This is a genomic window from Halomonas halocynthiae DSM 14573 (assembly GCF_000425725.1).
In the GTDB taxonomy this organism is placed as follows: Bacteria; Pseudomonadota; Gammaproteobacteria; order Pseudomonadales; family Halomonadaceae; genus Halomonas; species Halomonas halocynthiae.
Genome location: NZ_KE384439.1, coordinates 697,065 through 723,992, shown reverse-complemented (window position 1 = coordinate 723,992; position 26,928 = coordinate 697,065). Strand labels below are relative to the sequence as shown.

Annotated in this window: 27 protein-coding genes and 1 pseudogene; 13 read left to right on the top strand and 15 right to left on the bottom strand. The window is 51.8% G+C overall.

Annotation, left to right across the window (positions count from 1 at the left end; all coding sequences use genetic code 11):
- Positions 1 to 4 precede the first annotated feature (4 nt).
- From H616_RS0108980 to H616_RS0108965, 7 genes and pseudogenes are all read left to right on the top strand, one after another.
- Complete coding sequence (locus tag H616_RS0108980) at positions 5 to 1,756, top strand: GmrSD restriction endonuclease domain-containing protein (RefSeq protein WP_027967073.1); 1,752 nt, start codon at positions 5 to 7, stop codon at positions 1,754 to 1,756.
- Positions 1,757 to 1,889: 133 nt separating this feature from the next.
- Positions 1,890 to 2,027: pseudogene (locus tag H616_RS15805) on the top strand (transposase); the annotation flags it as partial.
- Between the two features lie 30 nt (positions 2,028 to 2,057).
- Positions 2,058 to 2,222, top strand: a complete 165-nt coding sequence (locus H616_RS15560; RefSeq protein WP_205619078.1) for a transposase — start codon at positions 2,058 to 2,060, stop codon at positions 2,220 to 2,222.
- 130 nt (positions 2,223 to 2,352) lie between these two features.
- Complete coding sequence (locus H616_RS0108975) at positions 2,353 to 3,087, top strand: hypothetical protein (RefSeq protein WP_027967072.1); 735 nt, start codon at positions 2,353 to 2,355, stop codon at positions 3,085 to 3,087.
- 110 nt (positions 3,088 to 3,197) lie between these two features.
- Positions 3,198 to 3,434, top strand: coding sequence for a helix-hairpin-helix domain-containing protein (locus H616_RS0108970; protein WP_027967071.1), 237 nt, complete (start codon positions 3,198 to 3,200; stop codon positions 3,432 to 3,434).
- A gap of 125 nt (positions 3,435 to 3,559) precedes the next feature.
- Entirely contained in the window at positions 3,560 to 3,973 is a 414-nt protein-coding gene (locus H616_RS15415; RefSeq protein WP_084155795.1) for a putative signal transducing protein, read from the top strand.
- Between the two features lie 123 nt (positions 3,974 to 4,096).
- On the top strand, positions 4,097 to 4,840 hold the full coding sequence (locus tag H616_RS0108965; protein WP_027967070.1) for a tellurite resistance TerB family protein: 744 nt from the start codon (positions 4,097 to 4,099) through the stop codon (positions 4,838 to 4,840).
- 95 nt (positions 4,841 to 4,935) lie between these two features.
- Here H616_RS0108965 and H616_RS0108960 read toward each other — a convergent pair whose 3' ends face one another.
- The 9 genes from H616_RS0108960 to H616_RS0108920 all read right to left on the bottom strand — a co-directional run bounded on the left by H616_RS0108960 (position 4,936) and on the right by H616_RS0108920 (position 14,701).
- The gene (locus H616_RS0108960; RefSeq protein WP_027967069.1) at positions 4,936 to 5,412 is read right to left on the bottom strand and encodes a GNAT family N-acetyltransferase; all 477 of its coding nucleotides are present in this window, start codon (positions 5,410 to 5,412) and stop codon (positions 4,936 to 4,938) included.
- Positions 5,413 to 5,645: 233 nt separating this feature from the next.
- A complete protein-coding gene (locus tag H616_RS0108955) occupies positions 5,646 to 6,977 on the bottom strand; it encodes a short-chain fatty acid transporter (protein WP_027967068.1) in 1,332 nt (443 codons plus the stop codon).
- Between the two features lie 362 nt (positions 6,978 to 7,339).
- Positions 7,340 to 7,744, bottom strand: coding sequence for a universal stress protein (locus H616_RS0108950; RefSeq protein WP_027967067.1), 405 nt, complete (start codon positions 7,742 to 7,744; stop codon positions 7,340 to 7,342).
- Between the two features lie 138 nt (positions 7,745 to 7,882).
- Positions 7,883 to 9,367 (bottom strand): Na+/H+ antiporter NhaC, encoded by a 1,485-nt coding sequence (gene nhaC, locus H616_RS14585; RefSeq protein ID WP_035572784.1) that lies wholly within the window; start codon positions 9,365 to 9,367, stop codon positions 7,883 to 7,885.
- Positions 9,368 to 9,473: 106 nt separating this feature from the next.
- Positions 9,474 to 10,664, bottom strand: coding sequence for an acetyl-CoA C-acyltransferase (locus H616_RS0108940; protein WP_027967066.1), 1,191 nt, complete (start codon positions 10,662 to 10,664; stop codon positions 9,474 to 9,476).
- Positions 10,661 to 11,974 carry an ArgE/DapE family deacylase gene (locus H616_RS14580; protein WP_035572781.1) on the bottom strand — a complete coding sequence of 438 codons (1,314 nt, stop codon included), beginning with the start codon at positions 11,972 to 11,974 and terminating at the stop codon, positions 10,661 to 10,663. The genes H616_RS0108940 and H616_RS14580 overlap by 4 nt, the downstream gene beginning before the upstream one ends.
- The gene (locus tag H616_RS0108930; protein WP_027967065.1) at positions 11,974 to 12,627 is read right to left on the bottom strand and encodes a 3-oxoacid CoA-transferase subunit B; all 654 of its coding nucleotides are present in this window, start codon (positions 12,625 to 12,627) and stop codon (positions 11,974 to 11,976) included. Before H616_RS0108930 ends, H616_RS14580 begins: the two co-directional genes overlap by 1 nt.
- On the bottom strand, positions 12,617 to 13,318 hold the full coding sequence (locus H616_RS0108925; RefSeq protein ID WP_027967064.1) for a CoA transferase subunit A: 702 nt from the start codon (positions 13,316 to 13,318) through the stop codon (positions 12,617 to 12,619). Before H616_RS0108925 ends, H616_RS0108930 begins: the two co-directional genes overlap by 11 nt.
- A 6-nt stretch (positions 13,319 to 13,324) precedes the next feature.
- On the bottom strand, positions 13,325 to 14,701 hold the full coding sequence (locus H616_RS0108920) for an aminotransferase family protein (RefSeq protein WP_027967063.1): 1,377 nt from the start codon (positions 14,699 to 14,701) through the stop codon (positions 13,325 to 13,327).
- Positions 14,702 to 14,807: 106 nt separating this feature from the next.
- Here H616_RS0108920 and H616_RS0108915 point away from each other — a divergent pair, with 106 nt between their 5' ends.
- From H616_RS0108915 to cysK, 3 genes are all read left to right on the top strand, one after another.
- Positions 14,808 to 15,716, top strand: a complete 909-nt coding sequence (locus tag H616_RS0108915; protein ID WP_027967062.1) for a LysR family transcriptional regulator — start codon at positions 14,808 to 14,810, stop codon at positions 15,714 to 15,716.
- A gap of 115 nt (positions 15,717 to 15,831) precedes the next feature.
- Positions 15,832 to 16,863, top strand: coding sequence for a histone deacetylase family protein (locus H616_RS0108910; RefSeq protein ID WP_027967061.1), 1,032 nt, complete (start codon positions 15,832 to 15,834; stop codon positions 16,861 to 16,863).
- Between the two features lie 121 nt (positions 16,864 to 16,984).
- Positions 16,985 to 17,956, top strand: coding sequence for a cysteine synthase A (gene cysK, locus H616_RS0108905; protein ID WP_027967060.1), 972 nt, complete (start codon positions 16,985 to 16,987; stop codon positions 17,954 to 17,956).
- Between the two features lie 58 nt (positions 17,957 to 18,014).
- Here the strand turns inward: cysK and H616_RS0108900 are convergent, their stop codons facing one another.
- The 6 genes from H616_RS0108900 to H616_RS0108875 all read right to left on the bottom strand — a co-directional run bounded on the left by H616_RS0108900 (position 18,015) and on the right by H616_RS0108875 (position 23,602).
- Complete coding sequence (locus H616_RS0108900) at positions 18,015 to 18,458, bottom strand: GNAT family acetyltransferase (RefSeq protein ID WP_027967059.1); 444 nt, start codon at positions 18,456 to 18,458, stop codon at positions 18,015 to 18,017.
- The gene (locus tag H616_RS0108895) at positions 18,455 to 19,135 is read right to left on the bottom strand and encodes an ABC-type transport auxiliary lipoprotein family protein (protein WP_051234130.1); all 681 of its coding nucleotides are present in this window, start codon (positions 19,133 to 19,135) and stop codon (positions 18,455 to 18,457) included. The genes H616_RS0108900 and H616_RS0108895 overlap by 4 nt, the downstream gene beginning before the upstream one ends.
- On the bottom strand, positions 19,132 to 20,070 hold the full coding sequence (locus tag H616_RS0108890) for an MlaD family protein (RefSeq protein ID WP_027967057.1): 939 nt from the start codon (positions 20,068 to 20,070) through the stop codon (positions 19,132 to 19,134). The genes H616_RS0108895 and H616_RS0108890 overlap by 4 nt, the downstream gene beginning before the upstream one ends.
- 2 nt (positions 20,071 to 20,072) lie before the next feature.
- Entirely contained in the window at positions 20,073 to 20,867 is a 795-nt protein-coding gene (locus H616_RS0108885) for an ATP-binding cassette domain-containing protein (protein ID WP_027967056.1), read from the bottom strand.
- On the bottom strand, positions 20,864 to 21,985 hold the full coding sequence (locus H616_RS0108880; RefSeq protein ID WP_051234128.1) for an MlaE family ABC transporter permease: 1,122 nt from the start codon (positions 21,983 to 21,985) through the stop codon (positions 20,864 to 20,866). The genes H616_RS0108885 and H616_RS0108880 overlap by 4 nt, the downstream gene beginning before the upstream one ends.
- Before the next feature lie 153 nt (positions 21,986 to 22,138).
- Positions 22,139 to 23,602 (bottom strand): DNA recombination protein RmuC, encoded by a 1,464-nt coding sequence (locus tag H616_RS0108875; RefSeq protein ID WP_051234126.1) that lies wholly within the window; start codon positions 23,600 to 23,602, stop codon positions 22,139 to 22,141.
- A gap of 246 nt (positions 23,603 to 23,848) precedes the next feature.
- Between H616_RS0108875 and dnaX the strand changes: the two genes are divergently transcribed.
- From dnaX to recR, 3 genes are all read left to right on the top strand, one after another.
- Positions 23,849 to 25,834, top strand: coding sequence for a DNA polymerase III subunit gamma/tau (dnaX, locus tag H616_RS0108870; protein WP_027967053.1), 1,986 nt, complete (start codon positions 23,849 to 23,851; stop codon positions 25,832 to 25,834).
- An 81-nt stretch (positions 25,835 to 25,915) separates the two neighbouring features.
- Positions 25,916 to 26,242 (top strand): YbaB/EbfC family nucleoid-associated protein, encoded by a 327-nt coding sequence (locus H616_RS0108865; RefSeq protein ID WP_027967052.1) that lies wholly within the window; start codon positions 25,916 to 25,918, stop codon positions 26,240 to 26,242.
- Between the two features lie 73 nt (positions 26,243 to 26,315).
- Positions 26,316 to 26,918, top strand: a complete 603-nt coding sequence (gene recR, locus H616_RS0108860; RefSeq protein ID WP_027967051.1) for a recombination mediator RecR — start codon at positions 26,316 to 26,318, stop codon at positions 26,916 to 26,918.
- Positions 26,919 to 26,928: the final 10 nt, after the last annotated feature.

Sequence of the window (26,928 nt, the reverse complement as noted above, 5' to 3'; positions counted from 1 at the left end):
TTAAATGGCGTTTGTAGAGCCAATCACGATAAAAGACGCGATTGATAATGTACACAAGAAAAACTATTTACTCCCAGCCATTCAGCGTGAGTTTGTTTGGGGGGCAGATCAGATAGAACGACTCTTTGACTCATTAATGAGGGACTACCCAATAAGTTCATTCTTGTTTTGGGAGGTAGAGAAAGCCAATATCGATAACTACCAATTCTATGAATTTGTTCGTGAATATCATGAAAGGGACAATACCCACAATCCAAAAGCAAATATTGATGGGGAATCTGGTATTACTGCGATTTTGGATGGGCAGCAACGACTGACATCGCTATATGTTGGGTTAAAAGGAACCTATGCTTATAAACTCCCACGTAAGAGGTGGGACAATGATTCTGCATTCCCAAAACGAAAACTCTGCTTGAACTTGCTTGCACCTGCTGATGATGGTGACTTGGAATATGAGTTTAAATTTCTAACAAAAAAGGAGTCAGAAAAAGCTGATGATCGAAACTTCTGGTTTGTCGTCGGTGATGTGCTTAATTTGACAGAGGCAGTTGATGTTAATGATTACCTTCTAGAAAATGACGTCTCGGAATATGGGAAAGAAAAGTTTAGATTTGCTAACAAAACGCTTTTTAAGTTGTACGAAGTAATTCACAAAAACAAGTCAGTAAACTTTTTCTTGGAAAGAGGAGAGAGTTTAGACAAAGTTCTCAATATATTTATTCGCGTCAATAGCGGCGGAACACAATTAAGCTATTCCGATCTTTTACTTTCAATTGCCACTGCGCAATGGAAAGAAAAAGATGCCAGAGAAGAAATTACAGCGTTTGTTGACGAAATAAATGCCATAGGCGACGGTTTTAATGTTAACAAAGATTTTGTTTTGAAAAGTTGCTTGGTTATATCTGGATTTAGAGATATAGCATTTAAAGTTGATAATTTTAACCAAGAAAATATGCTTGCCATTGAGAAACAATGGGATGAAATAACGAAAGCAATCAAATCTGCAATTATTTTGATTTCAAGCCTTGGCTATCACAGAGATACATTAACCTCAAACAATGCCCTTATACCAATAGCAGGGTATTTATATAAGATTGGCAGTCCAAAAAATTTCTCTGAATCATCCAAATATCTAGATGACAGGAAAAAGATTTTCAAGTGGCTAGTGATGGTGCTATTGAAAAGAACTTTTAGTGGGCAACCTGACAATGTACTTAGGCCGATTCGTGAGGCCATCAATGCTTCTGAAGATGGTTTTCCGTTGCTTGAGATTGTGAATAAATTGAAAGGCGGGACTAAAGCAATATCATTTGATGATGATGAAATAGACAATCTTTTGTATTATCAATATGGGCGAGCATACACTTATTCCGCCCTTGCGTTTATCTATCCATCGCTCGATTTCAGAAATAAGTTTCATCAAGACCACATATTTCCAAAGAAGCTATTTACGAGAAAACGGCTTGAGAAGCGCGGAATCAAAGCCGAGGATATCGAGTTTTATCTAGAAAACTTTAATTATTTGGCCAATTTGCAGCTACTTGATGGCGTTCCTAACCAAGAAAAATCAGGGAAGGATTTTCATGTCTGGATAAAAGAAAAGTATCCAGATAGAAATGATAGAAAAGCGTATATGGAAAGACACTATATTCCAGATGTTGACCTTACATTAGAAAACTTCAGGCAATTCGTAGAAGAAAGAGAAAGTCTTCTTGTAGCGGAATTTAAGAAATTACTAACACACGAAATCGCATAACAAAGTGCTGCACGCGGATAAATTATTCGCTGTGCTCGTAATTTACCGGTGAACACGGCGTTGAGGCTGTAGAAAAACTACTTTGATACCTGGTTTTTGGTAGGATTGAGGAAACAGGCGAGGCGTGGTCAGCATGCGGTGCTTCAAGGTTTATAACTACGATCAGAACGCCATGGTGGTAATCAACTACCACGACCAGCTCTAGCCAGGCACCTTTGAGCACGCAGCGCATTACCTGATCGAGCATAAACTCGACTTGTCAGTTTTCCATAAGACAAATACGGAAAGCGCCATCGCAGCGGTGCCAGCCGACGTGGGGCCCGTCTTCGGCAACATTGGCACAAAGGAAAGACTGAACCGCTTCAGCCTTCGGAATAAGAAAAACGTACAAGGTCAGTGGCAGCTTTACTGCTTGGTGTACAATAGAGAGAAGTTGGCGAATTACGGCCACTTGGCCGCGTCATGAAAGGCTTAGAGCGAGGTAAGCTGCTTTTTAAGATTAAGAGAAGAAGGCCGTCTTTAACAAGCGTTAGCTGTGTTCTTAAGTGGCTAAATGCTGATATTAAGATGACTCAGCTAGATGACTGGCTGGATAAATGAATAAGGACAAGAGGCAGTGGGAACGGCTCGAAATCGGTTTTTCTACAGCCTCGTTAGGTGAATATATGAAAATATCCTTCCAAAAACTAATATCGTTGATAATTATCACTATCTTGGTAACTGGTTGTACCAGTGTCTCGGCAAAACAGTCAGGTTCTAGACCAATTGACGAGCTATCTATAACAGTTGACTTTTTCAATCCTGATAAAGACAAGATGCATCATCCAGGTGTCAAAGAAATCTATATATATTTCACGGCAATCTCCGGACAGATTTTTGGCCCTCGCGGTAATGATGTAATTTATAGCGACCAAGTGACCCAAAATCAACTACTGTCCTTAGATATGAATGCTATGACCACCTCGCTAGATAATCACGCCAGTAAGATCGTTGATTCTGAGACAACAAAAGGCTTATTGATAAAACCCAATAGCACAAGGTTTTTTAGGGTCGGGACCGATGCATATGACCCACTTGTAAACTACAGTCTAGGTTTAACAGGATTTTATGATTCTAAGTCTAGCAAAAGCTTGATACTCACCTACTTCGATCAGCCTTGTGAAATCACTGGAACCGTAAATTCAGGAGGTATAAGTTATGTACACAAAATTAAGATACCTTCTCAAGGGTTTCATTGGGTGATGGCAGAATTTACCAATCCAAATACTACAGAATTAAGTGTTTATAAAAATACAGAGAATATTTCTTTTGCAATTACAGCTCAAAATTGAAAAACACCTAACAAGTGCGTCAACAAGTGCGTCAACAAGGGCGTTGGATTTTCCGCTACGCTTCAAAGCAGCCGAAAATGCCGGCATTATGTGGCTTAGGGAGTCTCAATATGGCATTCAGTGAATCAGAAAAGGCCGCACTACTGGAGGTGAAAGGCGTTGGGCCTGCGGTAGTTAAACGTTTTGAGGAAATAGGTATAACGTCTTTTTCTGAGTTGGCTAACTATGAGCCAAAAGAAATTGCTGAGAGGGTGGCGTCTATGCTCAGGACAACTTGCTGGAAGAATAGTCCTCAAGCCTTGTCGGCTGTTAAGGCCGCAATAGAAAGGGCAAAGCTAGGGTTGTAGAGGGTAACACGTTTATATAACAGGGCACTTGGTCGCCGCTATCTCGACTGATACGTTGGCTTAGCGCCTGGGTGGAAGCTAAATTTTTATCTAAAATTTAGCTAGTGAGCTATAGGTTGAGCAGAATGCGCCACAACAGAACGATAACATCTTCTGCGCCGGTAACGGTTGGCTGGTACTTGGATCCTATTGAGGCAGAGATTGCACGCGGCTTGCTTGAGAGTGCAGGGATTCCCGCATTTCTTCATAGCAAAGAGCATTCGCAGATCGACTGGCCGGTGACGTTGGCTTTAGGTGGTATTCGTCTGCAGGTTCCCCCCAGTGCAGCGGCTGATGCCACAGCTATTCTTGATTCTGTGTCGTCTGTGCCGGAGAGTAAAAATGAGCCGTCTTGTCCTAAGTGTGGAAGCAGGGATGTCATTTCGCAGAATAGGTCGTGGTGTATCGCTTTTTTGGTAGTGCATGCCCTGAAGATCCCGCTTCCCTTCAAGAGCCCGCAAAAAAAATGTCGTGATTGTGGGGCAGACTGTGGCACTTGAGTTGCCTGTGTTTCATCTTGCATGGTTCATGCTATGACAGCGAATAGCCAATAGTATATTACTGTTCAGTACCCGTTACGCGACCATTGAGCACCAAACGTTTCACATAGGGAGTATGACCATATGAACGCAAGTTACATTATGAAGCAGTTGATGAACCAGATGGGCGGCAGCCAGAACCCGCAGCAGGGGAATGGCAGTGGTCAGTCACAGGGGCAGCAGGGTGGCGGCTTGGCGGATATGGTTGGCGGGCTTGTCTCGCAGTTCACCAGCGGGCAAAGCCAGGGCCAGAACCAGGGAAAGAGTGGCGGTGGCTTAGATGTTGGCAGCCTGCTTGGTGGTGGTGCGCTGGGTTTGCTGCTTGGTAGTAAGCGTGGCCGCAGCATGGGGGGGAGTGCGCTTAAATATGGAGCCATCGCGGGCATCGGTATGCTGGCGTATAAGGCTTGGCAGAACCGTGGTGATGGGCAGCCTGAGCAACAGGGCCAAACCATGGAGCAGCTTCAGGGGCAGCCTCAAGAGCAGCGTAGTCTGGCGTTGTTGCAGGCGCTGATTATGGCGGCGCGGGCTGATGGCCACATTGATGAACAGGAACGTAGCCTGATCACCGAGCAAATTGGCCAACTGGGTGCCGATGATGAGATGAACCACTGGGTTCAGCACCAGCTTCAAGCGCCGCTAGATGCCCAGGCGTTGGCAGCGCAGGCCGATTCGCCCCAGGCTGCGCGAGAAATGTACCTGATTAGTGTTGCGGTGATTGATGACCAAAATGCCATGGAACGTGCTTGGCTGGATCAGTTGGGTGGTGCTTTAGGCCTTGGGACTGAACTTCAGGCTGAGTTGGAGCGTCAGGTCGCTGGGCAATAAGTGAGGTAGTGATAGCTATCGCCACTGTCACCGTGACGGCTGATTGTGTTTGCTATACGCCGCCCTATCAATACGCTGGGGCGGCGACATGACGGCTACTTAGAGCAGTTCTTGGCAAGAGCGATTTTCATAATGTCTACGGTGAGACCATTGAGCTGATATTCCTCGACCTTTTCCCAACCCAGTTGAGCATAGTAGTCAGCTTTATCTTCGGTAAGTAGGTAGAGCTCAGGATGGCCTTGCTGCTGCAAAGCCGACTTGGCATGTTCAATCAAACGTCTACCAATCGATTTACCACGATGCTCGGTTGAGACATACACTCGCGAGATCCAGGGCGTGTATTGCGGCCTATTGGACACTTCTTCTGCAACTAAGCAGATATTACCCACCAGTTCATCGCCTTCGAAAGCAATAAATGTCATGGGTAGCTCTGTGGTAGTGCAATGTGCGGCGAGCCCGGTTCGCCGAGTATTTTCATTCACTGAACGATCAAGATGTTGCCATTGGCGATGATGCCAAGCTGCCAGCTCATCAATGTAGTGTTTTTCCAGCGGCTGAATACAGATGCCCATGAGACCTCACGGTGTTTGAAAAATCGCAGTAGTTAATTAGGATCGCTCAGTAATAATACACAGATAACTGAGCGATTTTGGCACTGGGTCTGACAGAGAGGTGGATCAGCCGAGTGGTACCTTTCGTTTAGGAGCCGAGCTAGAACGTCAGGTGGCCTGGTAGCCAGTAGTAGAATGCTCTGAAAGCGGATTAACTGCGCTGAACCAGAGTTCAATTCAACGCAGTTTTTTAATTAGTAAAGCAGGTAGATCAAGATCGAGGTAACTATCCCGACCCATACAGAGAGCAGAATGCAGTACCCCATGATGTGGCGGATATGTAAGCCTACTACGCTGAGGATAGGTAGTGCCCAAAATGGTTGGATCAGGTTGGTCCAAGCATCGCCCCAACCGACGGCCATAGCAGTAGTTGCTGGATCGACCCCAAGAGAGATGGCTGCGGGAATCTGGAGGGGGCCTTGCAGTGCCCATTGTCCACCCCCTGAGGGTGCTAGTATGTTTACCAGTCCTGCAGAAAGATAAGTAAAGACGTTGAATGTCTCGCTGGTAGCCACGCCAGTCAGACCGGTGACGATCATGTCGCCAAGGGTAGAGCTGCTTAGCACTGCGATGATACCGGCATAAAACGGGAACTGAAGAATGATGGGGGATATAGCGTTAGCGGAAGATGAGAACGCGTTCGAAAAGGCTTTCAAGGAAGGATGAAGTACCAGTCCGAGTGAAAGAAACAGTAGATTGATGATATTGAGGTTGAGGTCAGCTCCTGTAGCAAAATGGTAAACTGTATAGGCTAAACCAATGATGCCCATCACCCGGCCCAGAAAGCCGCTATTTTCCAACACTGAAGCGGGTGTTTTTTCGGTGTCGCTGCCATCATTTTGATTGTCAGAATGATGATTTTCTTCCTTGTTACCTGACCATGGGATGATCTTACTGGCATTCTTGGGTGCCATTAGGATGATGATGATGGGCATGGTGATAGCCAGCGCGAGGAAGATGGTGATCGTGGCAGGAGAGAACATGGTTTCTGTGGTGGGGATCACTCCCATCACTTCTGCCATGAAGTGGCCTTCTGTCGCCACAGTGAGGCCAATTGAGCTGGAAAGCCCGGCGGTATAAAGGGCGGTTGGCGCATAGGCTGCTGCAACTAATAGAGGGAAGTGCACTTGGTCATTCTGACGACCAACCTCTCTAGCCAGTATCGCGCCGACAATTACGGCTAGCCCCCAATTGATGTAATAGGCAATAGCACAGGCTATAAACACTAGGGCGTAGGGCTTTAGCTTGCCAGAGGCTTGTCCTGCCAAACGGGTGAGCAAGGCGCTCACGCTGGGAGCTGATGCCAGCGTCATGCCTGTCATCAGTAGAAGTACCATCTGCATGGTAAAGCCAATATATACCCAGAAACCATCGCCCCACGATGAGATCACCTGTACACCATTCTGCGGGTCTAGCCCCCATGCTAAAGCTATTACTAATAGCGTCATGAGCACGGCAATAATAAATGCGTCAGGTAAGAACCTGTTGATAAAGCTTGAGAATTTGTTTGCAATGCTAGCCAGCATGTGAGCTCCTTTTTAGAATTAGCAGGTGAGGTTTTCTTCGATATTCTAAAATCATAACTAAATCTTTTATGTCTAATTCATTGTGTTTGCGCGTGTTGTTAGTTGAAGGGAAGAGACGTTTTAGTGAAGATTTATTTTCTGAAATTTCGAGATGCGGCCACGGGTTATGATGCCAAGTGGATAATTGATTAATATAATTTTTTCCAGTAGTTGAATGTGGGTGTCCATACACTCTTACCGTTTTTCTGGTTTCGTAGAGGGGCTTATAAAAATACTGCATCGGTAAATAAAACCGCCGAATTATCTTGTTCAGGTAATTGGGCGGTATTTTCACTGCCACTCCGATAGTTAATGCAATATTGTTACCTTACGACGGTTACCGAACACTCTGCTTGGCGAACAATGGTGAGAGCTGTTGATCCCATGAAGTAGTCCTGAAAACCGGGACGGTGAGATGAAACAATAATGCAGTCGATGTCGTTTTTTTTCGCAAACTTGAGTACTTGGTGAGCTGCGTGTCCACTGAGTACGGTGATTTTATAGTTGTGATTGCCAATTTTCTGGCTAATCGCTTTTTGCATACGTTGGGTTGTGGTTTCTTCGTAGTCGCTAGGCAATGATGGCGCGACATAAGGAGGAATACGCTCCATGACGGAGATGATGGTTATTTGTCCATCATCGTCAGCCAGCGCTTTGGCGACTTCTATTTTTTTCACAATGTTAGAATTCTTGTCTGCTGCAGTCGTGATCAATATGTTTTTATACATGTTGTTAACCCTGATCTAAGGTGGCGCGAGCCATCGAATGATTGACTATGAAAGCCGGAGCGTTAGCCTTGCCTACGGCCCTCTTTATTAGCTCAGGCGAACTTATTGCCTGAACTTTTTATCGTGAACTAAACTCTCTCAGACGTGCTGATCGGTAGTTTGATTCTGCGGCTGGTCATTCTCTTCAGTCTCTTGCTGACTATAGGTGTTGACGTCATTGCGCTCGCCTTCACGCCAGATGAAGATATTGGTCATGGCGTAGATGATGGCAATGATAGGGGTGATGATGGCAAGAAAGGTCCAGCCCATGTAATCCCATGCAGAAACACCCAGTACGCCGGAGAAGTAGGCGCCACCTAAGCCCCAGGGAACGAGTGGAGAGGTGACAGTGGCTGAGTCTTCGCAGGTACGTGAGCAGACAGAAGGTAATATTTTGAGCCTGCGATATGCAGGTACCAGCATACGGCCTGGAATGATGATGGCAATATACTGACTTGCTGAGAAAAGGTTGGTGGCGATAGAAGCAAATACATGGGTTGTGATCAGGCCACGCGAGTTGCTAACCAAGCTACCCATTTTTTTGAGGAGGACTTCAAGTACGCGGGTTTTCTCAAGTAACCCGCCCAAGCTAAGACCAATAAATCCTAGCGAAATGGTCCACATCATTTCTTGGAGCCCACCACGGCTGAGTAGGTTGTCTACCGACTCGATACCCGTCTCTGAGACATAGCCGTAGTTCATGTAATTCATCATGTCACCGATACCGACTCCCTGTGTAGTTACCGCCAAAAAAGCACCGGCGAGACTACCAATGACCATGACAGCCAGTGCGGCCACGCGGAGGTAAGCAAGTACGAGTACTACTAGCGGTGGAATAAAGGCAAAGATATTAATCCAGTAGTTATCACGAATTCCCTGAAGCAGAAGGTCGGTTTGCGTGGTATCAATACCGCCATCGCTATATTTCATGCCAAGGAAAAAGAACAGAATGGCAGTGATGATGATGGCGGGGCCGGTGGTGTAGAACATCGAGCGGATATGGTCAAACAGATTCGCTTCTGCGATACCGGCTGCCAGGTTGGTTGAGTCGGAAACCGGAGAAATCTTGTCACCAAAAATGGCTCCTGAAATGACTGCGCCAGCCGTCATGGCTGGTGGAATGTCTAGGCCAAGTCCTATGCCCATAAAAGCGACGCCGAAAGTGGCAGCGGTGGTCCATGAGCTGCCCGTTACCAGCGATGAGATAGAGCACACGATGACTGCCGTAAAAAGGAAGTACGACGGTGAAATTAGCTGTAGACCCAGGTAAACCAGTGCTGGAATAGTGCCTGCAGCGATCCAGCTGGCAACTAGTACGCCCACCATCATCAGAATAAGCATTGGAAGCATGGCAATCTCACAGCCATACAAGATGCCGCGTTGAATAGCACCCCAGGTGAACCCGGAAAACAGGGCGACCAGGCAGCAAACAACGATGGCAAATAACAACGAAATATGGGTAACCCAGTCTTCACCAAGGAGGAAGATCTGGGCAAACATCATAAAACAGAGAAAGATAATGCAGAGAGCGGCTCCCCAGAATGGAGGCTGTAGTTCGTTATCACTGGCGGTTGTGTTCTTCATCTTATGGTTCCTTCCAGTTGTGGCATGCTTTTTTGTGTTGTCGTTAGCGTCAGTGCTGTCATTCATGTTGGTGTAAGGGGGGATGTGGTGGTTGAGTGCGAGCTCCTCAGCAGCGTTCGAGTATCAAGGCAATACCCTGGCCACCACCGATGCAGGCAGCGGCACAGCCATAGCGGCCCTGGTGATGTTGCAGCAGGCGAGCAAGGGTGCCTGCCAGGCGAATGCCGGTAGCGCCCAGCGGATGGCCTAGTGCCAGTGCACCTCCGCAGACATTGACGCGTTCAGATTCGATGCCAAGCGTGGTCATGGCATAAAGTGGTACGGCGCTGAATGCTTCGTTGATTTCCCACAGGTCGATGTCGTCGACTTTGAGGCCTGCCTTGAATAGTGCACGGCTGATAGCCAGTGCTGCGCCTGCTCCCATGCGTTCGGGAGCGACACCGCAATCAACGATGTCGACCACACGAGCCAGCGGTGACAAGTTATGTTGGGAAAGTGCCGTTTCAGACATCAACAACGCTGCGCTGGCACCGGATGTTAGCGGCGAGCTGTTGCCTGCGGTGATCTGTCCGCCTTCGACGAAGGCGGGACTAAGCTCGGCCAGGCGCTCGAGGGTGGTGTCGGCACGGATGTTGGTATCGTGTTCGACGCGTTCATGGGTTGGGGTGGTGAGAGTAAACCGCTCACCATCAAACCACCCGCTGGCTTCTGCATCAGCAGCACGCTGATGTGAGCGCTGCGCAAAGGCGTCCATAGCTTCACGGGTGATATTGCTTTCGGTGGCAAGCCGTTCGGCGGTTAGCCCCATATTCATGGCGACGTTTAGTTCCAGCCAACTGGTGTGTTGCAAGGCGTTGGGCACCGTCAATACGCCTTCGTTAAACAGGCTTGGTCCCATCGGTACACGAGACATATTCTCAAAACCACCCGCCAGGCCGACGTCTATGGCGCCCACCTGAACTTCGCGTACGCTGCTGCGTAAAGCGGCTAAGCCTGAGCCGCACTGTTGGTCGATCTGGCGAGACGGACAAGCTTGCCCGGCAGCGGCGAGACGCTGAGATAACCAATGGGGATAGCGCCCACCGAAGCTCCACTGTTCTTTGACCGGTAGCGCGCAGCCAATACTGAAGTCTTCGATGGCTGCGGCGTCAACGCCTCTGCGTTCAAGAAGGGCATCGATCAGCTGACCGAGCAGGGCATCGCCGCGCTGCTCAGACCAGGCGTCGACTTCTGGTTTACGTGGATGAGCTCGAGTGAAGGCCGAACGGCCATAGTCGGCTAAATAAGCAGCTTTCATGTCAGGCTCCTTTCGGCGGTGTTGAGCGTGTCACGGTGGTCATCGTGATGTTCAGCATTAGCCCAGCGACTGATGAACAAGGCATAGGTAGTTAGCACATGGTGAATGGAGGCGATCTCTACACATTCGTCTACCCCGTGAATGCGTTGAGCGACAGGACCGTAGCAAGTACCGTTGATACCACCTTGAACGTGAAAGGCGCGTAGGTCGGTCGTACAGGTGGAGAGGTAGTGGGCTGGTGGTTCACCGACCAGGTCTTCGTGGCAGCGCGACAATAACCGGATGGCTGGCGTTTCCACATCGACCAAGTGCCCTTCGGAGCGAAAGCCGTGAAATTCAACTCGTGGGACAGGACCGTCGCTACCGAGCTCGGCATGGCGCTGAATCACCACTTCGCGTACACGGTTCATTACGTCGTCTGCGCTCATGCCTGGTGGAAAGCCGACGCGGCCTTCAAGAATGGCATGAGCTGGCACACTAGATGCCCAGTTGCCGCCTTCGATCTTTCCGATGCTCAGGTTGAACGGGTGGTCTAGTGCGTCGTAAGGCGAGGGGCGTGGCAGTGCGTTAATCTCATCTTCGAGTGCTTTGAACGCTGGTAGGTAATGCTGAATTTGTTCAATGGCATTGTTTCCAGCGCGGGTATCCAAAACGTGGGCCGGTATGCCGTCGAGACGTAACCTAAACCACAGCACGCCGATTTGGCCGCTATATATCTGTGCGCCGAAAGGTTCAGGAATGAGCACGAAGTCACCACTGTAGCCTTGATGTAGGCAGGCTAGGGCGCCATTACCTGTGCACTCTTCTTCAATTACTGTTTGTAATGTCAGTGGAAAGTCGATCTCAACACCCGCGTCACGCACGGCCTGTACTGCCATGATCATGGCAGCGATGCCGGCTTTCATATCGCCAGCACCACGGCCATACAGCCAGCCGTCTTTTTGCCAAGGCTCCCAGGGTGGGCGGGTCCACATGTCAGTGGGTTCCGCAGGTACCACGTCTAAGTGACCGTTGAGGACTAGGTGCGGTTTGGTTGAGTCTGAGTTAAGCCGAGAGATTACGTTGTAACGGCCTTCGTTGCTCCAGCTAGTCGGCGCGCGGTGGGGATTGTCGGCAAAACCGGGTGCATCTAGTGCCACACGCTCGGAAGGTAGGTTAAGCCGTTGATACCAGTGTTCTATAGTATTAAGCGCGCTATGCTCTTGACCAAGTACGCTGTAGCTGCGCACTAGGTCTTGAGTCAGCTCCAGGGTGTCGAGCATAAGGGCATCGCAACGCTCAAGAATGCGTTTTTCAATATCGGTAAGCATCAAAATCTCCCCACGCGTGTTTCGTCGATGATCAGTTCGGCCTCGGTGGCAGCGCGCAGCTCCTCAATACTCAGCCCGTCAGCAATGTCGACGACTTCAAGACCAGTGCTGGTAACTTGCATGGCGGCTTTTTCGGTGATGACGAGAGACACACAGTGCGGCGCGGTTAATGGCAGGCGGCAACGCTTGAGGATTTTTGGATTGCCGTGCTTGTCGTTGTGCGAGCACAGAACGATCAGTCGTTCGACTTTTTGGGCTAGCTCCATGGCACCGCCGATGCCAGGAGAAAACTTTCCTGGGATTTTCCAGTTAGCTAAGTTGCCTTGCTGATCGACCTCGAAAGCACCCATGAACGTCATGTCGACTCGACGTCGGCGAATCATGGCGAATGACATGGCGCTGTCGAATACACTGGCGCCGGGACGGGTGCCGATGTAGGTTCCTCCGGAGTCGATCATCTCAAGATCGGCTTCGCTGTTGTCATCAATCAGCTGACAACCCAGCACCCCGTTTTCTGAATGCACCAGCACTTCAAGCTCAGGCGGAATATAGTGGAATAGCTGGGTGGGTAAGCCGATACCTAAGTTGACGATCTGGCCTGCTGTGATCTCTTTGGCTGCACGGGCCAGAATGCGCTGTTGATCAGTTGTCATGTTGACGCCTTCCTTGTTCGCTGGTGGCTGGGTCGACTTGGATGACCTGACTGACAAAAGCGCAGGGCGTATGAATCTGCTCAGGGACCAGGTTGCCAGGTGCCTCAATATGGAAGGTCTGGGCTATCACGTGTTCGGCGGCCATTGCCATTAGCGGATTGAAATTAATGGCGGTACCGCGATAGATAAGGTTGCCGTAGTGGTCGGCCAAGTCAGCATGAATCAGGGCGAAATCGGCATGAATGGCCGGCTCGATGGCCCATCTTTGGCCGTCACATTCGACTTCCTGGCGTCCTTCGCCGATTTCTGTGCCGATACCGATGTCGGTCAGGAAGCCATAATGGCCCGCGCCAGCACTGCGAATTTTTTCGGCCAGTAGCCCCTGCGGGTAAATCTCCACGCTTAGGCGACCAGCGTTCATTTCATCGATAGCCACTCGATTTAAACCAATGTGTGAGGTGACTAGACGGTCAACGCGACCGGCACTGATGAGTTTTCCGATGCCGATATCTGACTCGTTGGCATCATTTTTAATGAGTGTGAGGTGCTTCTGGCCCTGCTTGAGCAGTTCATCGAGCAGGGCGAAGGGGGTGCCGGGTGAGCCGAAGCCACCGACCATAATTGAGGCGCCATCACTGATCTGAGCAATGGCGGCCTCAATCGCTACATGTTTTTCATTGAGTCGAGTCATGGGGTCTCAGTCTGTAATGCTGGTGGCGTATTCGTTTGAGTTATGTGCATCGCGCAGTGATGAGATAACCTCACGATCAAGACGTGTCAGCGCGCGTTCGAGTCGCTCAAGCAGCAGCACCGTTTCGTCTTCGCTGATGATGAACGGTGGACTTACTAGGAAGTGGTCTCCGGCCACACCGTTAAGTGTGCGACGCGGGTAGATCAGTAAGCCTTCTTGTTTGGCGGTAGCGGTGGCCTTTGCGAACAGGTTGGCATCGGCAGGAAAAGCAGCCCTGGTATCTGGATCGATGACCAGTTCTACGCCCCATAGCAGGCCAGTACCACGTACATCACCAATCCAGTCAAAGCGCTGCTGGAGCGCTTTGAGCCCTTGTTTAAGCTGTTTTCCGCGAACAATCACGTTGTCCAGCAGCTGTGCGCTCTGAATAGTACGAATGGCGGCTAAGCCGGTAGCACAAGCCAGTGGGTTGCCGGCATAGGTGTGGCCATGCTGGAATCCTCCATTGGCCATTACCGCGTCGACAATTGGTGCGCGGCTAAGCAAGGCACCGACTGGGTAATAGCCTGCGCCCAAGCCTTTGGCGGTGGTCAACAGGTCTGGCGCCACCCCCCATTGCTGATAGGCAAACCAGGTGCCGGTACGGCCGATACCGCACAGCACCTCGTCATAAATCAGCAAGCAACCGATCTCATCACAGAGCTCGCGTAGTCCTTTTAAGTAAGTACGATCTACTAAGCGGCCACCTGTGCTCGCACCGCCTACCGGTTCAATGACGATGGCAATGATGCTGTCACTTCCGGCAGTGTCTATCTGGGCGCGAGTCTCTTTGAGTATTCGGGCGATATGGGCGTCTTGGTTGCCGTCCTGGTGGCGGTAAAAATCAGGTCCGGGCACCTTAATTGAGCCATTAGTGATGTCTGCGAAGGGAGCTTCTAGCGGCTCGTATCCGGTTAGGCCTAAGGCACCTAGGGTGCTGCCATGATAGGACGGGCGCAGTGAGACAAAGTGACGGCGTTGAGGCTGGCCAGTCGCGACAAAATACTGGCGCGCTAGCTTCTGAGCTGACTCAACAGCTTCGGATCCGCTGGAAACAAAAAATACTTTATCTAGCTTCCCATCGGTCATATCGACTAGAGCTTGGGCTAACTCGACGGCTGGAGCATTTTCGAACTGGGTGCGATAGGTAAAGGCAACGCGGTCCAGTTGTTCGAGCATAGCCTTGTGCATGGCTGGATGTGCGTGGCCGAGATTGCAAGAAATGGCCCCGGAGCAACCGTCGAGATATTCCTTGCCTTGGGTATCCCACAGAAAGACGCCTTTGCCGTGACTTACTTCTGGGTTGGGCGGGCCAGCCTGGTAAAATAGCGGGGAAGTCGTCATTTTGCCTGTCCGTTGTCATTAATTATTTGGAATGCGTTTAGTCTAGATAGCAATCGATAGTTATTTCAATATATGATGTTTTTAACGAATTTAATGAGTTTTAGTCATGGCAGATATTTCGATAGACTCTCTGAAGTCATTGGTGATTTTTAAAACATTATTTGAAGCGGGTACGGCTTCTCAGGCAGCGAGAATTCTGAACATTACGCAATCGGGTGTTAGCCGGTCGCTGGCTCAACTGGAGAGTAATCTCGGGCTTGGTCTGTTTTTGCGTGAAAAGAACCGCTTGGTGGCAACTCCTGAAGCGCGGGAGTTGTATGAGGAAATATTGCGTTTAATGGGAAATGTTGAAGAGCTTCGTCACAGTGTGCTGGCGCTCAAGGAGTTTGGGGTTTCGCGGCTTAGAGTGGCCGCTATTCCTGGTTTGTCATTTGGTTTTGTGCCGCGATTGATTGCTAAGCTGCTTGAGAGGAACCGTGGTTTCAGTATCCGTTTGGACATGATGTCGAGCCATGATGTGTTACGTGATGTGGAGTCTGGCCATGCCGATATCGGCTTTGTGACACTGCCGGCAAGCTCGCGAATGTTGCGGATTGAAGAATGGTTGACCACACCGGCACGCTGTTTATTACCGAGTGGGCATCCGTTGAGTAAAAAGTCTCAAGTGACGATTGAAGATCTTAAAAACGAGCATCTGGTGATTAGTCACCAGTCTCATGTGGGAGCGAATCCTCTGTTGAGCTTAGCGGCGAGCCATGGAGTCAATATTGCTGGCAAGACGGAGGCTAACATTGGTGCGATTACGGCGTTGGTAGCTAATGGCGTGGGGATCAGTGTGATGAATCCGATCACTGCAATGGACCAGTTAGCCAATAACGATAGTGTTGTCATGCGACCGTTTGCCTCTGAGATAAGCTTCAGTTTTGGGCTTGTTTATCGGGACGACTGGAAGCAGGCCCAAGTGCTGGAATTTATTCGCGAGAGTGGGAGTGAGTTGCTCAAAGCATATGCTTAGTTAGCTTGGCTCTAGGCCATTGCTTGCGGTGGTAAGTGCAATATGAATCAATGGGATGGCGTATGATGTACGGTCAGGATGTTCACTTACTTTTCTTTGTTTCAGGATACCTCGAATGTTGACCTTCCATAGCGATGCGACCTTGCGTCGTCGTGCCCGTACTGAGCTGGATGGCGGCCAGTTGGTGACGCCTTACGAATGCCCCGAGCGGGTTGAGCTGGTACTTAAACACGTTCGGCATAGAGCGCTTGGGGAGGTGCGCGAGCCGGAAGATTTCGGCTTAGCGCCGGTGTTAGCGGTGCATGACCGTGATTATGTCGAGTTTCTGAAAAGCTGCTGGGATGAATGGCAGGCGTTGGGCCGTGAAGGTGAGGCGATTGCTTGGATTTGGCCAACGCGCACTATGCCAGGCCGGGTAATTCCTGAGTGTATTGATGGGCGGCTGGGTCATTATTCGTTGTCTGCCGATACCTCGATCTGTGAGGGTACCTTCGAAGCCGCTGAAGCGAGCAAAGACGTTGCGTTGAGTGCGGTAAAACATACCTTAACGAAAGGTGAGCCGAGCTTTGGTCTGTGTCGTCCTCCGGGCCACCACGCAGCGACTGACCAGTTTGGTGGTTATTGTTTTTTCAATAATGCGGCTATTGCGGCTCAATATGCCTTGGACCAAGGGCGCCGGCGGGTGGCGATTCTTGATGTTGATTTCCACCACGGTAACGGCACCCAGCAGATTTTCTACGAGCGTGATGATGTGCTGTTTATCTCGCTGCATGGCGACCCGAAACAGTGCTTTCCGTATTACTTGGGCCATGCTGACGAGAGTGGGGTCGGCGCGGGTAAGGGGTTTAATTTCAATTACCCCATGGCGCGGGGGAGTGGTTTTGATGTGTGGTCACAGGCCTTGGATGAGGCGCTAGAAAAAATTCGTGCGCTTGGCTGTGAGCTGCTGATTGTTTCATTGGGTGTGGATGCGTTTGAAAACGATCCAATCAGTGAGTTTAAGCTGACCAGTGATGACTTCAGTGAGCTGGGGCGGCGTCTTGGGCATGCTGGCTTACCAACTACTTTTTTGATGGAAGGCGGTTATGCCGTGGAAGAAATCGGTATTAACGTGGTCAATGTATTGAGCGGTTTTGATTCTGTGTAAGCTCATCGATACAAACTACCGGTAAGAGTTCATGGGCGTGCTCAACAATTCTGAGCAGCAGTTCTAAGTCACAGTGCTAAGCAGCAATTCTGCACAGCAAAGTAAATAATAAGGAGTGATCATGGCACGTATTTATGATGACAACTCATTGTCCATCGGCAACACGCCGCTGGTACGGCTCAACCGAGTCAATGATGGGGCGACTATCTGGGCCAAGATTGAAGGGCGCAACCCTGCTTATTCGGTGAAGTGTCGGATTGGGGCGGCGATGGTGAAGGATGCCGAGCAGCGCGGCGTGCTTAAGCCCGGAATGACGATCATTGAGCCGACCAGCGGTAATACGGGTATTGCCTTAGCATTTGTCGCGGCAGCCCGTGGCTACAAGATGGTGCTGACCATGCCAGCGTCTATGAGCTTGGAGCGCCGTAAGGTACTCAAGGCGTTGGGTGCTGAGATTGTGCTGACTGAGCCAGCTAAAGGCATGCCGGGTGCGATCGCCAAGGCTGAGGAGTTAGCGGCGACTAACCCCGATAGCTACTTTCTGCCTCAGCAATTTGAAAACCCGGCGAACCCGCGTATTCACGAGACCACAACAGGCCCCGAAATCTGGGATGATACCGACGGCCAGGTTGATATCTTTGTTTCTGGTGTGGGCACTGGCGGCACCTTGAGTGGCGTGTCGCGTTATATTAAGCAAACGCGCGGTAAAGCCATCACGACCGTCGCGGTGGAGCCTAGTGACTCGCCTGTGATCAGTCAGGTGCGTGAAGGTCAGGATATCAAACCTGCACCGCACAAGATTCAGGGCCTCGGCGCTGGGTTTATTCCGGGTAACCTCGATATGTCGATGATCGATCAGGTGGAGCAGGTCAGCAACGAGGATGCTATCGCCATGACGCATCGGCTGATGCAGGAAGAAGGCATCTTGTGTGGTATTTCCTGTGGCGCTGCGGTGGTGGCTGCTGTCAGGGTATCAAAGCAGCCGGAGCATAAAGGTAAGAATATCGTGGTGGTGTTGCCCGATAGTGCTGAGCGTTATTTGTCTTCGGCTCTGTTTGAAGGACGCTTTGGCGACGAAGAAAACGTTCAGTAGCGATATGAGAGCCGTTGCCATATTGCTGAAAACGCCACCTCAAAGGTGGCGTTTTGTGTTATCCGTCTAGCCGCATTCCCATGCTGATGCGTTCTTCTAAGTCGAATCCTAACGTTTGGTAGAACGCCGCAACGGAATCGTTCCCGGCACGAATCTGCAGGTTGACTTTGACGCAGCCAAGCTCACGTAGTCGAGCCACGGCGAACTCGACTACCCGTTTGCCAAGCCCCTCGCCTTGATACTCTGGGGCAACGGCGATGGAATACAGCCAGCCGCGATGACCGTCATAACCAATCATGCAGCTGCCAATGAGCGCTTCGCCGTCATCGATCACATAAAGCAGATCATCGACAGCCAGTTTGTTGGCAACAATAACCTCAGGGGCGTTGTAGCCGGTGTAATCGGGGAAGCAGCGTAACCACAGCTCACGCAGGCGCGGAAAGTCAGTGTCACGATACTGACGCGGGCTTAGCGCCGGCGAAGGGGATGATGTTGTTGTCATGGTCGCACACTGCGGTGGTTAAGCTGGGTAATTGTCCATTCAACCACCTGTTGGTCAAGTTGGCTCGCGGCGTTACCGAAGGCGCGAACGACAGCCTCAACGCTTTCATCGCTTGCGGCTTGGCGAACGCTGAAGCGCTGTGTGGCGATGACACGACCTCGGCCTGAATCAATCAACTGGGCGTCTAGCTCGATGACGGCATCAGGCGGAGTGTCAGGGCTATTGGCGTTATAACGGCTCTGGAAGCCAGTCAGCGTTGAGCTAAGTAATACATTGCTGCTGGCCGGGCTGTTGCTGCTGATAACGGCTTGGAGGCGGCCGTCCTGTCGCAGTGCGCTGATCAAACGGTTTTGAATTAATACTGGAGCACGGTCTTTCCAACGCGTTCCGCCATAGACTTGAATTTCTTCGCTGTCAGGTTGAACGAGCATGCGAACGCCATCGAGTAAGGCATTAGCGTTGGGTGTATCAACCCTAAGGGTGAGAGAAAGCGTTGAGTCTGCTGGGTAGTGGCTGGCCTGAGTAGGTGCCGCCAGCGATGCGTCCGGCAAGGTGAAGGTTCTTAGCGGTGTGGCTCGTGGTAATACATTGCAAGCCGACAGCAATAGGCTAATGGCAAGCGCTGTTAGTAACGCCGCAACGGGGATGCGTCGCGTCGACGGTATGGGTTGAGTCATGGCCTGAACTCCTCAGGGCTGTCGCCACCCAGCAGGGTTTGGGTTGGGTTTTCATTAAGCCGACGCAACAGTAAGCTGAAGCTACTGAGTGTGTTGCGTAGCTCTTGCATGGCAGGATCAATACCGCCTAAGCCGCGTAAGGCGCTGTCGATATCTCCGCTGTGTTCAGTGCCTATCTGAAGCAGGTCTTGGCTAACTTCGGCAAGCGATTGCATGGCTTGGCTGGCGCTGTCCATTGCTTGTTGGCCGCTGTTGTCGAGCAACTCACGGGCGCTTGCCCCTGCGGCATTGATGCTGTCCATGGCCCGTTCTGCCTGCGTCGTTAAGGTACCAAGCCCGCTGATCAGGGGTTCAACATTTTCGCTTTGAACGGCTAGGCTTTTTGTCAGTCGGTCAACATTAATCAGTATCTCTGATACCCGTGCGACGTTCTCGTCTGAGAGCAGCTGGTTAGCTTGAGATAGCAGCCTATTGCTGGCAGCAATCATCGACTCGCTGTTGTCCATTAATGAACTGAGTGGCGACCTGGCTGCTGGAATATGCCCTGGCTCCTGTTGAGTGCCTGGTAATCTCGGGCTGTCTGATGTGCCGCCCTGAAGCTGTATGTTCATGCTGCCGGTGATGTTGGCCAGTGTCAGGCGCGCTTGTGTATCAGTTGTCACAGGGGTGTTGCTGGCAACGCGAATGATTGTTCGAACCTTGCTAGGGTTGTCGGGGTCAAGGCTAAGATCCGAGACGTTGCCGACCTTAATGCCGTTGTATTGCACTGTATTACCTACCGCCAAGCCACTGACGGCCTGATTGAAGGTGATCTCGTAGTAGTTCTGGTTGCTATCGGCATCGGCGCGACCCATCCACAGCGCGAAGAGCAAAGCGCCAACCACTGATACCACGGTAAATAGGCCGATCAATACATAATGGGCGCGGGGTTCCATGATCATTTCTCCTTGATAGCGCTGGCGGCCCGCTGAGATGCGAGTAGGGCTGCGCGGCCACGGGGGCCATGAAAGTAATCGGCAATCCAGTCATCGGGGGTTGTTTCAACCACCTCAAGCCGATCGGCAACCAGCACGCGGCGTTGAGACAATACAGCGACTCGGTCGCAGGCGGTGTAGAGCGTGTCTAGATCGTGAGTCACCAGGAAGACACTTAGCCCCAGTGCATCGCGTAGTGTCATGACTAGCCGGTCAAACGCGGCCGCACCGATGGGGTCAAGGCCTGCTGTGGGCTCGTCAAGAAACAGAACTTCAGGATCAAGCGCCAAGGCGCGGGCTAATGCCGCGCGCTTGATCATGCCACCTGAGAGTTCTGCGGGCATTTTTGTCGCCGCGTCGGGCGGTAGCCCAGCCAGCGACAGTTTGAGCCGTGCCAAAGACTCCGCATCGGCACGGCTGAGGCCGATATGTTCAATTAACGGCAGGGCAACATTTTCTTGCAGGTTGAGCGAGCTAAATAACGCACCTTGCTGAAACAGCACGCCGAAACGGCGTTCTACCTGTGAGCGTTCGGCGTCGGGGAGGGCAAGCAGTGGTTTGCCAAACACCTCAATGTTGCCCGCATAGGGTTTGATTAAGCCAACAATGCTGCGTAGCAAGACAGACTTGCCCGTGCCCGAGCCACCAACAACCCCTAATATTTCGCCACGAAACAACTCCAGGTCGAGGTTTTTGTGAACCTGGTGCGTGCCAAATCGATTGTCTAGGTCGCGAATGCGAATAACCGGCTCCGTCACCAGCCCATCTCCATCAGAAACAGTGCGGCCAATGCATCAATGAGAATGACCATGAAAATCGACTGCACGACACTCGACGTTGTGTGCTCGCCGACTGATTGCGCGCTGCCGCTGACCTTGAAACCTTCGAGGCAACCAATCACTGCCACGACGAAAGCAAACAGCGGTGCTTTGGCAATTCCCACGATATAGTTGGTCACTCCGATTTCACTGCTCAGAATGGTAGCAAACTGCAGCAATGAAATATCCAGTGCTACCAGGCATACCAGTGCGCCGCCCAGCAGGCCGCATAAGATGCCGACAAAAGTGAGAATAGGCAGGGCGATGATCATGGCCAGTACGCGAGGTAATACCAGTAGCTCCATGGGAGGAAGCCCGATTGAACTAAGCGCATCGAGTTCTTCATTGGCCTTCATGGAGCCGATCTGTGCAGTAAAGGCGCTAGCCGTACGACCGGCGAGCATAATCGCGGCCAACAGCACACCGAACTCGCGGAGAAAAGCAAAAGCGACCAGATTAACCGTATAGATAGTCGCGCCAAAGTCGGTGAGAACGGTGGCGCCAAGAAAGGCGACAACCGCGCCTACCATGAAGGTTAGCAAGGCGACAATCGGTAAGGCGTTGAGGCCGGTTTGCTGTAGCTGTGCCACCACTGAGGTAATACGCCAGCGAGATGGTCGCCAAGCGGTGGTAGCGAAGCCGGTCAGTACCTGGCCGATGAACCCAAGCAACATAATCTGCTGCTGGCAAAGCGCGACGACATGAGCGCCCAAATCGTCCAGCCAGTGTAGTAAGCGGTGTGTCTCGGCTGGGGCGGGGCCGGCCATGTTGTTCATGGCCTCGCCTACTGTGCGTAGCAGGGCGCGTCGAGACGCTGGCAGCTCGATCGCCCAGTGGTCGACGGCTTCGAGTTGTTCCGCCCCGACCAGTCTGCCCAGCACTTCAGCACCGCAGGTATCCAGCGTACCAATGCCGCTTAGGTCGAGCCGCTGAGGGTTGGCTTTGTTGGTAGTGATCACACGGCAAAGGCGCTGATAGTTGGCCAGCGTCCAGTCGCCAACGGCCATCAAATTATCACCGTTTTTGATCAAATCACCCGGTGTTGCAGTGTTTGGCATGGCGTAATGCTGCTCTCATCATGACTCTGCCATGGCCAGCTAACTGACCATGTCTGAGGCGGGTTATTAGCTTTCGTTTAACTCTGATACTACCAGCGATATGGTCGCTTTGTCGTTGCGTTCGCTCGATGGTTTATCCGCCAAAACGGTGTGCTAATCACCGCGACGCTCCAGCTCAAGCTGGGCGCGCTCTACCAGTTCAGGAGGGAGCTCTTTACGTACAGAAACCCCGAGCTCGCTAAACTCGTCGGCTTGTTTGATCAGATTGTTTTTACCATCAACCAGCTGGCTCATGGCTTTGTCGTAGCTGCTCCGGGCACCGTCCAGTCGTTTGCCAACATCCTGCATGCTCTCTAAAAAGCCGCGTAATTTTGTATGAACGCGCTCGGCTCGGCGGGCTAGTTCAGCGCTGTGGCGGCTTTGGTCTTCATGACGCCAAAGCTGGCGAACGATATTCAGGCTGGTGAGCAGGGTGGTCGGTGTTGCAACCAGTACATTACGCTCGATAGCCCGTTGAAAGAGACTTTCGTCATGCTTCATGGCAGCAACGTAGGCGGACTCTACGGGAATGAACATGACGACCACCTCAGGAGAGTTGAGGCCGGGCAAATTGTAGTAATGTTTATCGGCCAGCTCGTTAATTCGTTCGGAAACGGCTTGGCTGTGCTCGGCCAGTGCTTGGTTAGCGCTTAGTTCATCGTCAGCATTGACATAGCGTACATAGGCCACCAGCGATGTTTTTGCATCAATGACTAAATGACGGTTGCGCGGCAAATAGACGATGGCATCGGGCCGACGGCGGCCATCCTCGGTATTGAAGCTCGGTTCGCGGCGGTAGTCTGTGCCGGCACGTAGGCCCGAGCCTTCCAACACATTTTCTAGCATGAGTTCGCCCCAGTTACCCTGGACTTTCTTTTGCCCTTGTAGGGCGTCGCTGAGGCGGCTGGCCTGGTCGGTAATCTCGCGATTGAGTTGCTGTAGCATCTGCAGTTCGGTGCGTAGGCTGGCATGTTGTTGAGTGTCTTGGTGATGAAGCCGTTCGATTTTTTCGCGAAACCCCTGCATTTCATGCTGAAAAGGTTTGAGCAAACTGTTGATGTTTTTTTCAGACAGCTCGCCAAACGTTTTGCCTTTCTGTTCCAGCACCTCGTTAGCTAAGTTGGCAAATTCTTGCTTGAGCTGGGCGCGATGGGCAGCCAGCTGTTCATGTTGCTGCCTGACGTGTGCTTCTTGTTGTTCCAGAGTGGTTGCTAGGCGCTGGTGATCTTGGCTGAGCGCTTGGTGGCGCTCACGCAAGCTATCGAGTGTCTGGCTGGTTTGCGATAGCTGCTGATGTAAAAGAGCGGTTTGCTGCTCAGAGTGCTCTTTGAGCTGCTGTTCGTTACCTTTTAGGCCGTGTACTACCTCGTTGAGCCTGGCAAGGTGGGCATCGCGCTCGGAAAGTGCGCTTCGCCACTGTTCAATTCGCGCGTTGTGCTCAGTCGTTAAGAGGGTGATTTGGCGTTGGTTGCGCAGCAGGGTGACAAGCCAGCCGACCAATAGCCCGATGAGCAGGGTTGCGCCACCAATGAGATATAAGTTGGCAGTCGTCAGAGTCAAGGTATCGTCGATAGGCATGACGCAGTGTCCGGCAGGTTCTGTTTAAGGGTGGCGTTAGGCTGTGGGTGCGTATTAATGATACCCACTTATCTGTACGGGTATCCAGTTATAGTGGATCTGTCAGTGGTCTGATCAATGGCTTTGTCTTTGCGCCTTGCGTGCCAGTCGGTAGAATAACAAAAAGCGTTATTGAACCGGCAGTATGCCGGATGGCTTCTCTACCTCCGGCTTGCTACCGACCCAGCTGCAAGGATTCTGTGCCACATGAGTTATCAGGTTCTGGCCCGCAAATGGCGGCCGCGTACCTTCCGCGAACTGGTTGGACAAGATCACGTGCAGCGCGCACTGGTTAACGCCTTGGACCAGGGGCGACTGCATCATGCCTACCTGTTTACCGGCACACGCGGGGTGGGTAAGACAACGTTAGCAAGAATTTTAGCCAAGTGCCTGAACTGCACTGCCGGTGGTAAAGGCGATGAGGGCGTGACATCCACTCCTTGTGGTGAGTGTCCCAACTGCATCGCCATTGATGAAGGCCGGTTTGTTGATTTGATCGAAGTGGATGCGGCGTCGCGCACCAAAGTAGAAGATACTCGTGAGCTGCTCGATAATGTGCAGTACCTGCCAACTCAGGGGCGCTACAAGGTGTACCTGATTGATGAGGTGCACATGCTTTCTACCAGCAGTTTTAATGCGCTGCTTAAAACACTGGAAGAACCACCGCCGCATGTGAAATTTCTGCTGGCTACGACTGATCCGCAAAAGCTTCCGGCAACTGTGCTCTCACGCTGCTTGCAGTTTACGCTCAAGCATATGCCACCAGAGAAGGTTGTTGGACATCTGTCACACGTTTTGGAAGCAGAGCAGATTGCGTTTGAAGAGCGGGCGTTATGGCTGTTAGGTAAGGCGGCTGATGGTTCGATGCGTGATGCCATGAGCTTGACTGATCAGGCCATTGCTTTTGGGCAGGGCAAGGTAAATCACGCCGATGTTGCTGCCATGCTAGGCACGCTTGACCATCGCCATGTGCTGGCCTTGATCGACGCTTTGGCCAATGCTGATGCCGCACAATTGCTTGCTGAAGTCGCACGACTGGCTGAGCAGGGGCCAGATTTTGCCGGGGTGCTGGATGATGTGACAAGCGTACTGCACCGGTTAGCGATTGCACAGATGGTGCCCGAAGCAGTAGATAACAGTCATGGGGACCGTGACGAGTTACTGGCGCTGGCAGCTCGCTTTACTGCGGAAGATATTCAGCTGTACTACCAAATTGGCGTGCAGGGGCGGGGCGATATGGCGCATGCGCCGGATTTACGCACCGCACTTGAAATGACGCTATTGCGCATGCTGGCATTTCGCCCCCAGGGTGTACCTAAGCCACCAGAGGCGCCGCTGCCTATGAGCGGTGGTGCAGGAAAGACGGAGGGTGGTAGTGCTGAGCCGCCGCGAAACACTGGTTTGGCGCCTCAGGCCGCAAGTGAGCCTGAGTCTGCCGTCGGGCTTGAGCCCAGCCGTCAGTCAGCGCCAGACTTGAAGCCAGAGCCAGAGCCAGAGCCAGAGCTAGAGCCAGAGCCAGAGCCAGAGCCAGAGCCAGAGCCAGAGCCAGAGCTAGAGCCAGAGCCAGAGCCAGAGCCAGAGCCAGAGCCAGAGCGTCAGGCTTCTCCTGTAGGAGACCCGCACTCGTTGCCACCCTGGGTAGAATCAGCCACTCAGGAGCCGCATGAAATACCGGCTGTTGAACCAGAAACGACTGTTGAGTCAGCCCCCACGATTGCCGCAGGGCCAGAGGATAATTCAGGGTCGTCGATCTCTTCGACGCTACCCTCGGCGCCCAGGTTGAGTGTGCCCATGAAGGAGCGACTCGACCATACGCAGTGGCTCGCCATGTTCGAGTCGCTGGGATTGACGGGGCTGACGCGTAATTTGGCTGCGCATTGTATTGTTGAAGACGATGATGGCCACCGCGTTTTGCTCAAGCTGAGTCAAGAGGTGTCAGCAATGCGCGCTGAGGTTCATGAGCGCCGGGTTCAAAAGGCATTGAGCGAGGCGGGTTATACGCGTCAACTGGTGGTGGAGGAAGGTGAGCTGCCAAGTCATGTACAGACCCCCCAGCAGCAGGCCGAGCAACTTAATGCCGAACGCCATGCCTGGGCACTTGATGCGTTGCGTAATGACCCCCATGTACAACAGCTTAAGGAAACGTTTGGTGCCACGATTGAAGAGGCCACGGTGCGTCCGGTAACGCACTAGTTGGACGTGTCTGTTGGCACGAGCGTCGCTCACTTAAAAACGCTTCAAAAAACGATACGACTTACTGACGAGGATAGTGCCATGCTCAAGGGTGGAATGGGTAACATGATGAAGCAAGCCCAGGAAATGCAGGAAAAAATGCAGAAGGCCCAGGAAGAAATTGCCAAGGCCGAAGTGTTGGGCGAGGCGGGGGCTGGCATGGTTAAAATCACCATGAACGGTCGTCATGATGTCATTGACGTGTCCATTGACTCAAGCGTTATGGAAGAAGACAAAGAGCTGCTTGAAGACCTGCTGGCAGCAGCCGTTAATGATGCCGTGCGCAAGGTTGAGCAGAACTCGCGCCAGCAAATGGAACAAGCCACCTCGGGTCTGAATCTGCCCCCTGGCTTTAAGATGCCGTTCTGAACGAGCTGCGAGCTGGTATGGCGTTTAGTTCATTGAATAGGCCGTTGAGTAGGCCGCTGAATAGGTCTGTGCGATGAGTTTTTCCCCGTTGGTGGATCGCCTGATCGATTCACTGCGTATTTTGCCTGGCGTTGGGCCTAAAACAGCGCAACGTATGGCGCTGCACCTGTTGGAACGCGAGCGCCGAGGCGGGCAGCGGCTGACGGAAGTGCTAGGGCTCGCGCTGGAGCAGGTCGGCTACTGCCAGCGCTGTCGTACGTTAACGGAAGACGAGCTGTGTCGGCTGTGCGCTGACCCGCGCCGAGATGATCGCCTGCTGTGCGTCGTGGAATCGCCGGCGGATCAGTTGGCGATTGAAGAGGCGGGGGGCTTTCATGGCCGTTATTTTGTGCTGCATGGGCACCTGTCTCCGTTGGATGGCATCGGGCCTGAAGACGTAGGCATCGATCAGCTGGAAGCCTACATCGCCAAGGGCAACATTGACGAAGTGGTGTTGGCCACCAACCCGACGGTTGAGGGTGAAGCCACGGCGCATTACATTGCCATGTTGCTGGCGTCCAGTGAAATCAAGTTGTCGCGGTTGGCCTATGGCGTACCCATGGGCGGTGAGCTTGAATATGTCGATGGTGGGACGTTGAGTCGCGCCTTCAATGGTCGTTTGCCATTCAACGGCTAGCGGCTGCCGC

Bases quoted from the DNA above. Each gene is read 5' to 3' on its own strand.
- H616_RS0108980 (WP_027967073.1), top strand. From the start codon at position 5: ATGGCGTTTGTAGAGCCAATCACGATAAAAGACGCGATTGATAATGTA.
- H616_RS0108975 (WP_027967072.1), top strand. From the start codon at position 2,353: ATGAATAAGGACAAGAGGCAGTGGGAACGGCTCGAAATCGGTTTTTCT.
- H616_RS0108970 (WP_027967071.1), top strand. From the start codon at position 3,198: ATGGCATTCAGTGAATCAGAAAAGGCCGCACTACTGGAGGTGAAAGGC.
- H616_RS15415 (WP_084155795.1), top strand. From the start codon at position 3,560: ATGCGCCACAACAGAACGATAACATCTTCTGCGCCGGTAACGGTTGGC.
- H616_RS0108965 (WP_027967070.1), top strand. From the start codon at position 4,097: ATGAACGCAAGTTACATTATGAAGCAGTTGATGAACCAGATGGGCGGC.
- H616_RS0108960 (WP_027967069.1), bottom strand. From the start codon at position 5,412: ATGGGCATCTGTATTCAGCCGCTGGAAAAACACTACATTGATGAGCTG.
- H616_RS0108955 (WP_027967068.1), bottom strand. From the start codon at position 6,977: ATGCTGGCTAGCATTGCAAACAAATTCTCAAGCTTTATCAACAGGTTC.
- H616_RS0108950 (WP_027967067.1), bottom strand. From the start codon at position 7,744: ATGTATAAAAACATATTGATCACGACTGCAGCAGACAAGAATTCTAAC.
- nhaC (WP_035572784.1), bottom strand. From the start codon at position 9,367: ATGAAGAACACAACCGCCAGTGATAACGAACTACAGCCTCCATTCTGG.
- H616_RS0108940 (WP_027967066.1), bottom strand. From the start codon at position 10,664: ATGAAAGCTGCTTATTTAGCCGACTATGGCCGTTCGGCCTTCACTCGA.
- H616_RS14580 (WP_035572781.1), bottom strand. From the start codon at position 11,974: ATGCTTACCGATATTGAAAAACGCATTCTTGAGCGTTGCGATGCCCTT.
- H616_RS0108930 (WP_027967065.1), bottom strand. From the start codon at position 12,627: ATGACAACTGATCAACAGCGCATTCTGGCCCGTGCAGCCAAAGAGATC.
- H616_RS0108925 (WP_027967064.1), bottom strand. From the start codon at position 13,318: ATGACTCGACTCAATGAAAAACATGTAGCGATTGAGGCCGCCATTGCT.
- H616_RS0108920 (WP_027967063.1), bottom strand. From the start codon at position 14,701: ATGACGACTTCCCCGCTATTTTACCAGGCTGGCCCGCCCAACCCAGAA.
- H616_RS0108915 (WP_027967062.1), top strand. From the start codon at position 14,808: ATGGCAGATATTTCGATAGACTCTCTGAAGTCATTGGTGATTTTTAAA.
- H616_RS0108910 (WP_027967061.1), top strand. From the start codon at position 15,832: ATGTTGACCTTCCATAGCGATGCGACCTTGCGTCGTCGTGCCCGTACT.
- cysK (WP_027967060.1), top strand. From the start codon at position 16,985: ATGGCACGTATTTATGATGACAACTCATTGTCCATCGGCAACACGCCG.
- H616_RS0108900 (WP_027967059.1), bottom strand. From the start codon at position 18,458: ATGACAACAACATCATCCCCTTCGCCGGCGCTAAGCCCGCGTCAGTAT.
- H616_RS0108895 (WP_051234130.1), bottom strand. From the start codon at position 19,135: ATGACTCAACCCATACCGTCGACGCGACGCATCCCCGTTGCGGCGTTA.
- H616_RS0108890 (WP_027967057.1), bottom strand. From the start codon at position 20,070: ATGGAACCCCGCGCCCATTATGTATTGATCGGCCTATTTACCGTGGTA.
- H616_RS0108880 (WP_051234128.1), bottom strand. From the start codon at position 21,985: ATGCCAAACACTGCAACACCGGGTGATTTGATCAAAAACGGTGATAAT.
- H616_RS0108875 (WP_051234126.1), bottom strand. From the start codon at position 23,602: ATGCCTATCGACGATACCTTGACTCTGACGACTGCCAACTTATATCTC.
- dnaX (WP_027967053.1), top strand. From the start codon at position 23,849: ATGAGTTATCAGGTTCTGGCCCGCAAATGGCGGCCGCGTACCTTCCGC.
- H616_RS0108865 (WP_027967052.1), top strand. From the start codon at position 25,916: ATGCTCAAGGGTGGAATGGGTAACATGATGAAGCAAGCCCAGGAAATG.
- recR (WP_027967051.1), top strand. From the start codon at position 26,316: ATGAGTTTTTCCCCGTTGGTGGATCGCCTGATCGATTCACTGCGTATT.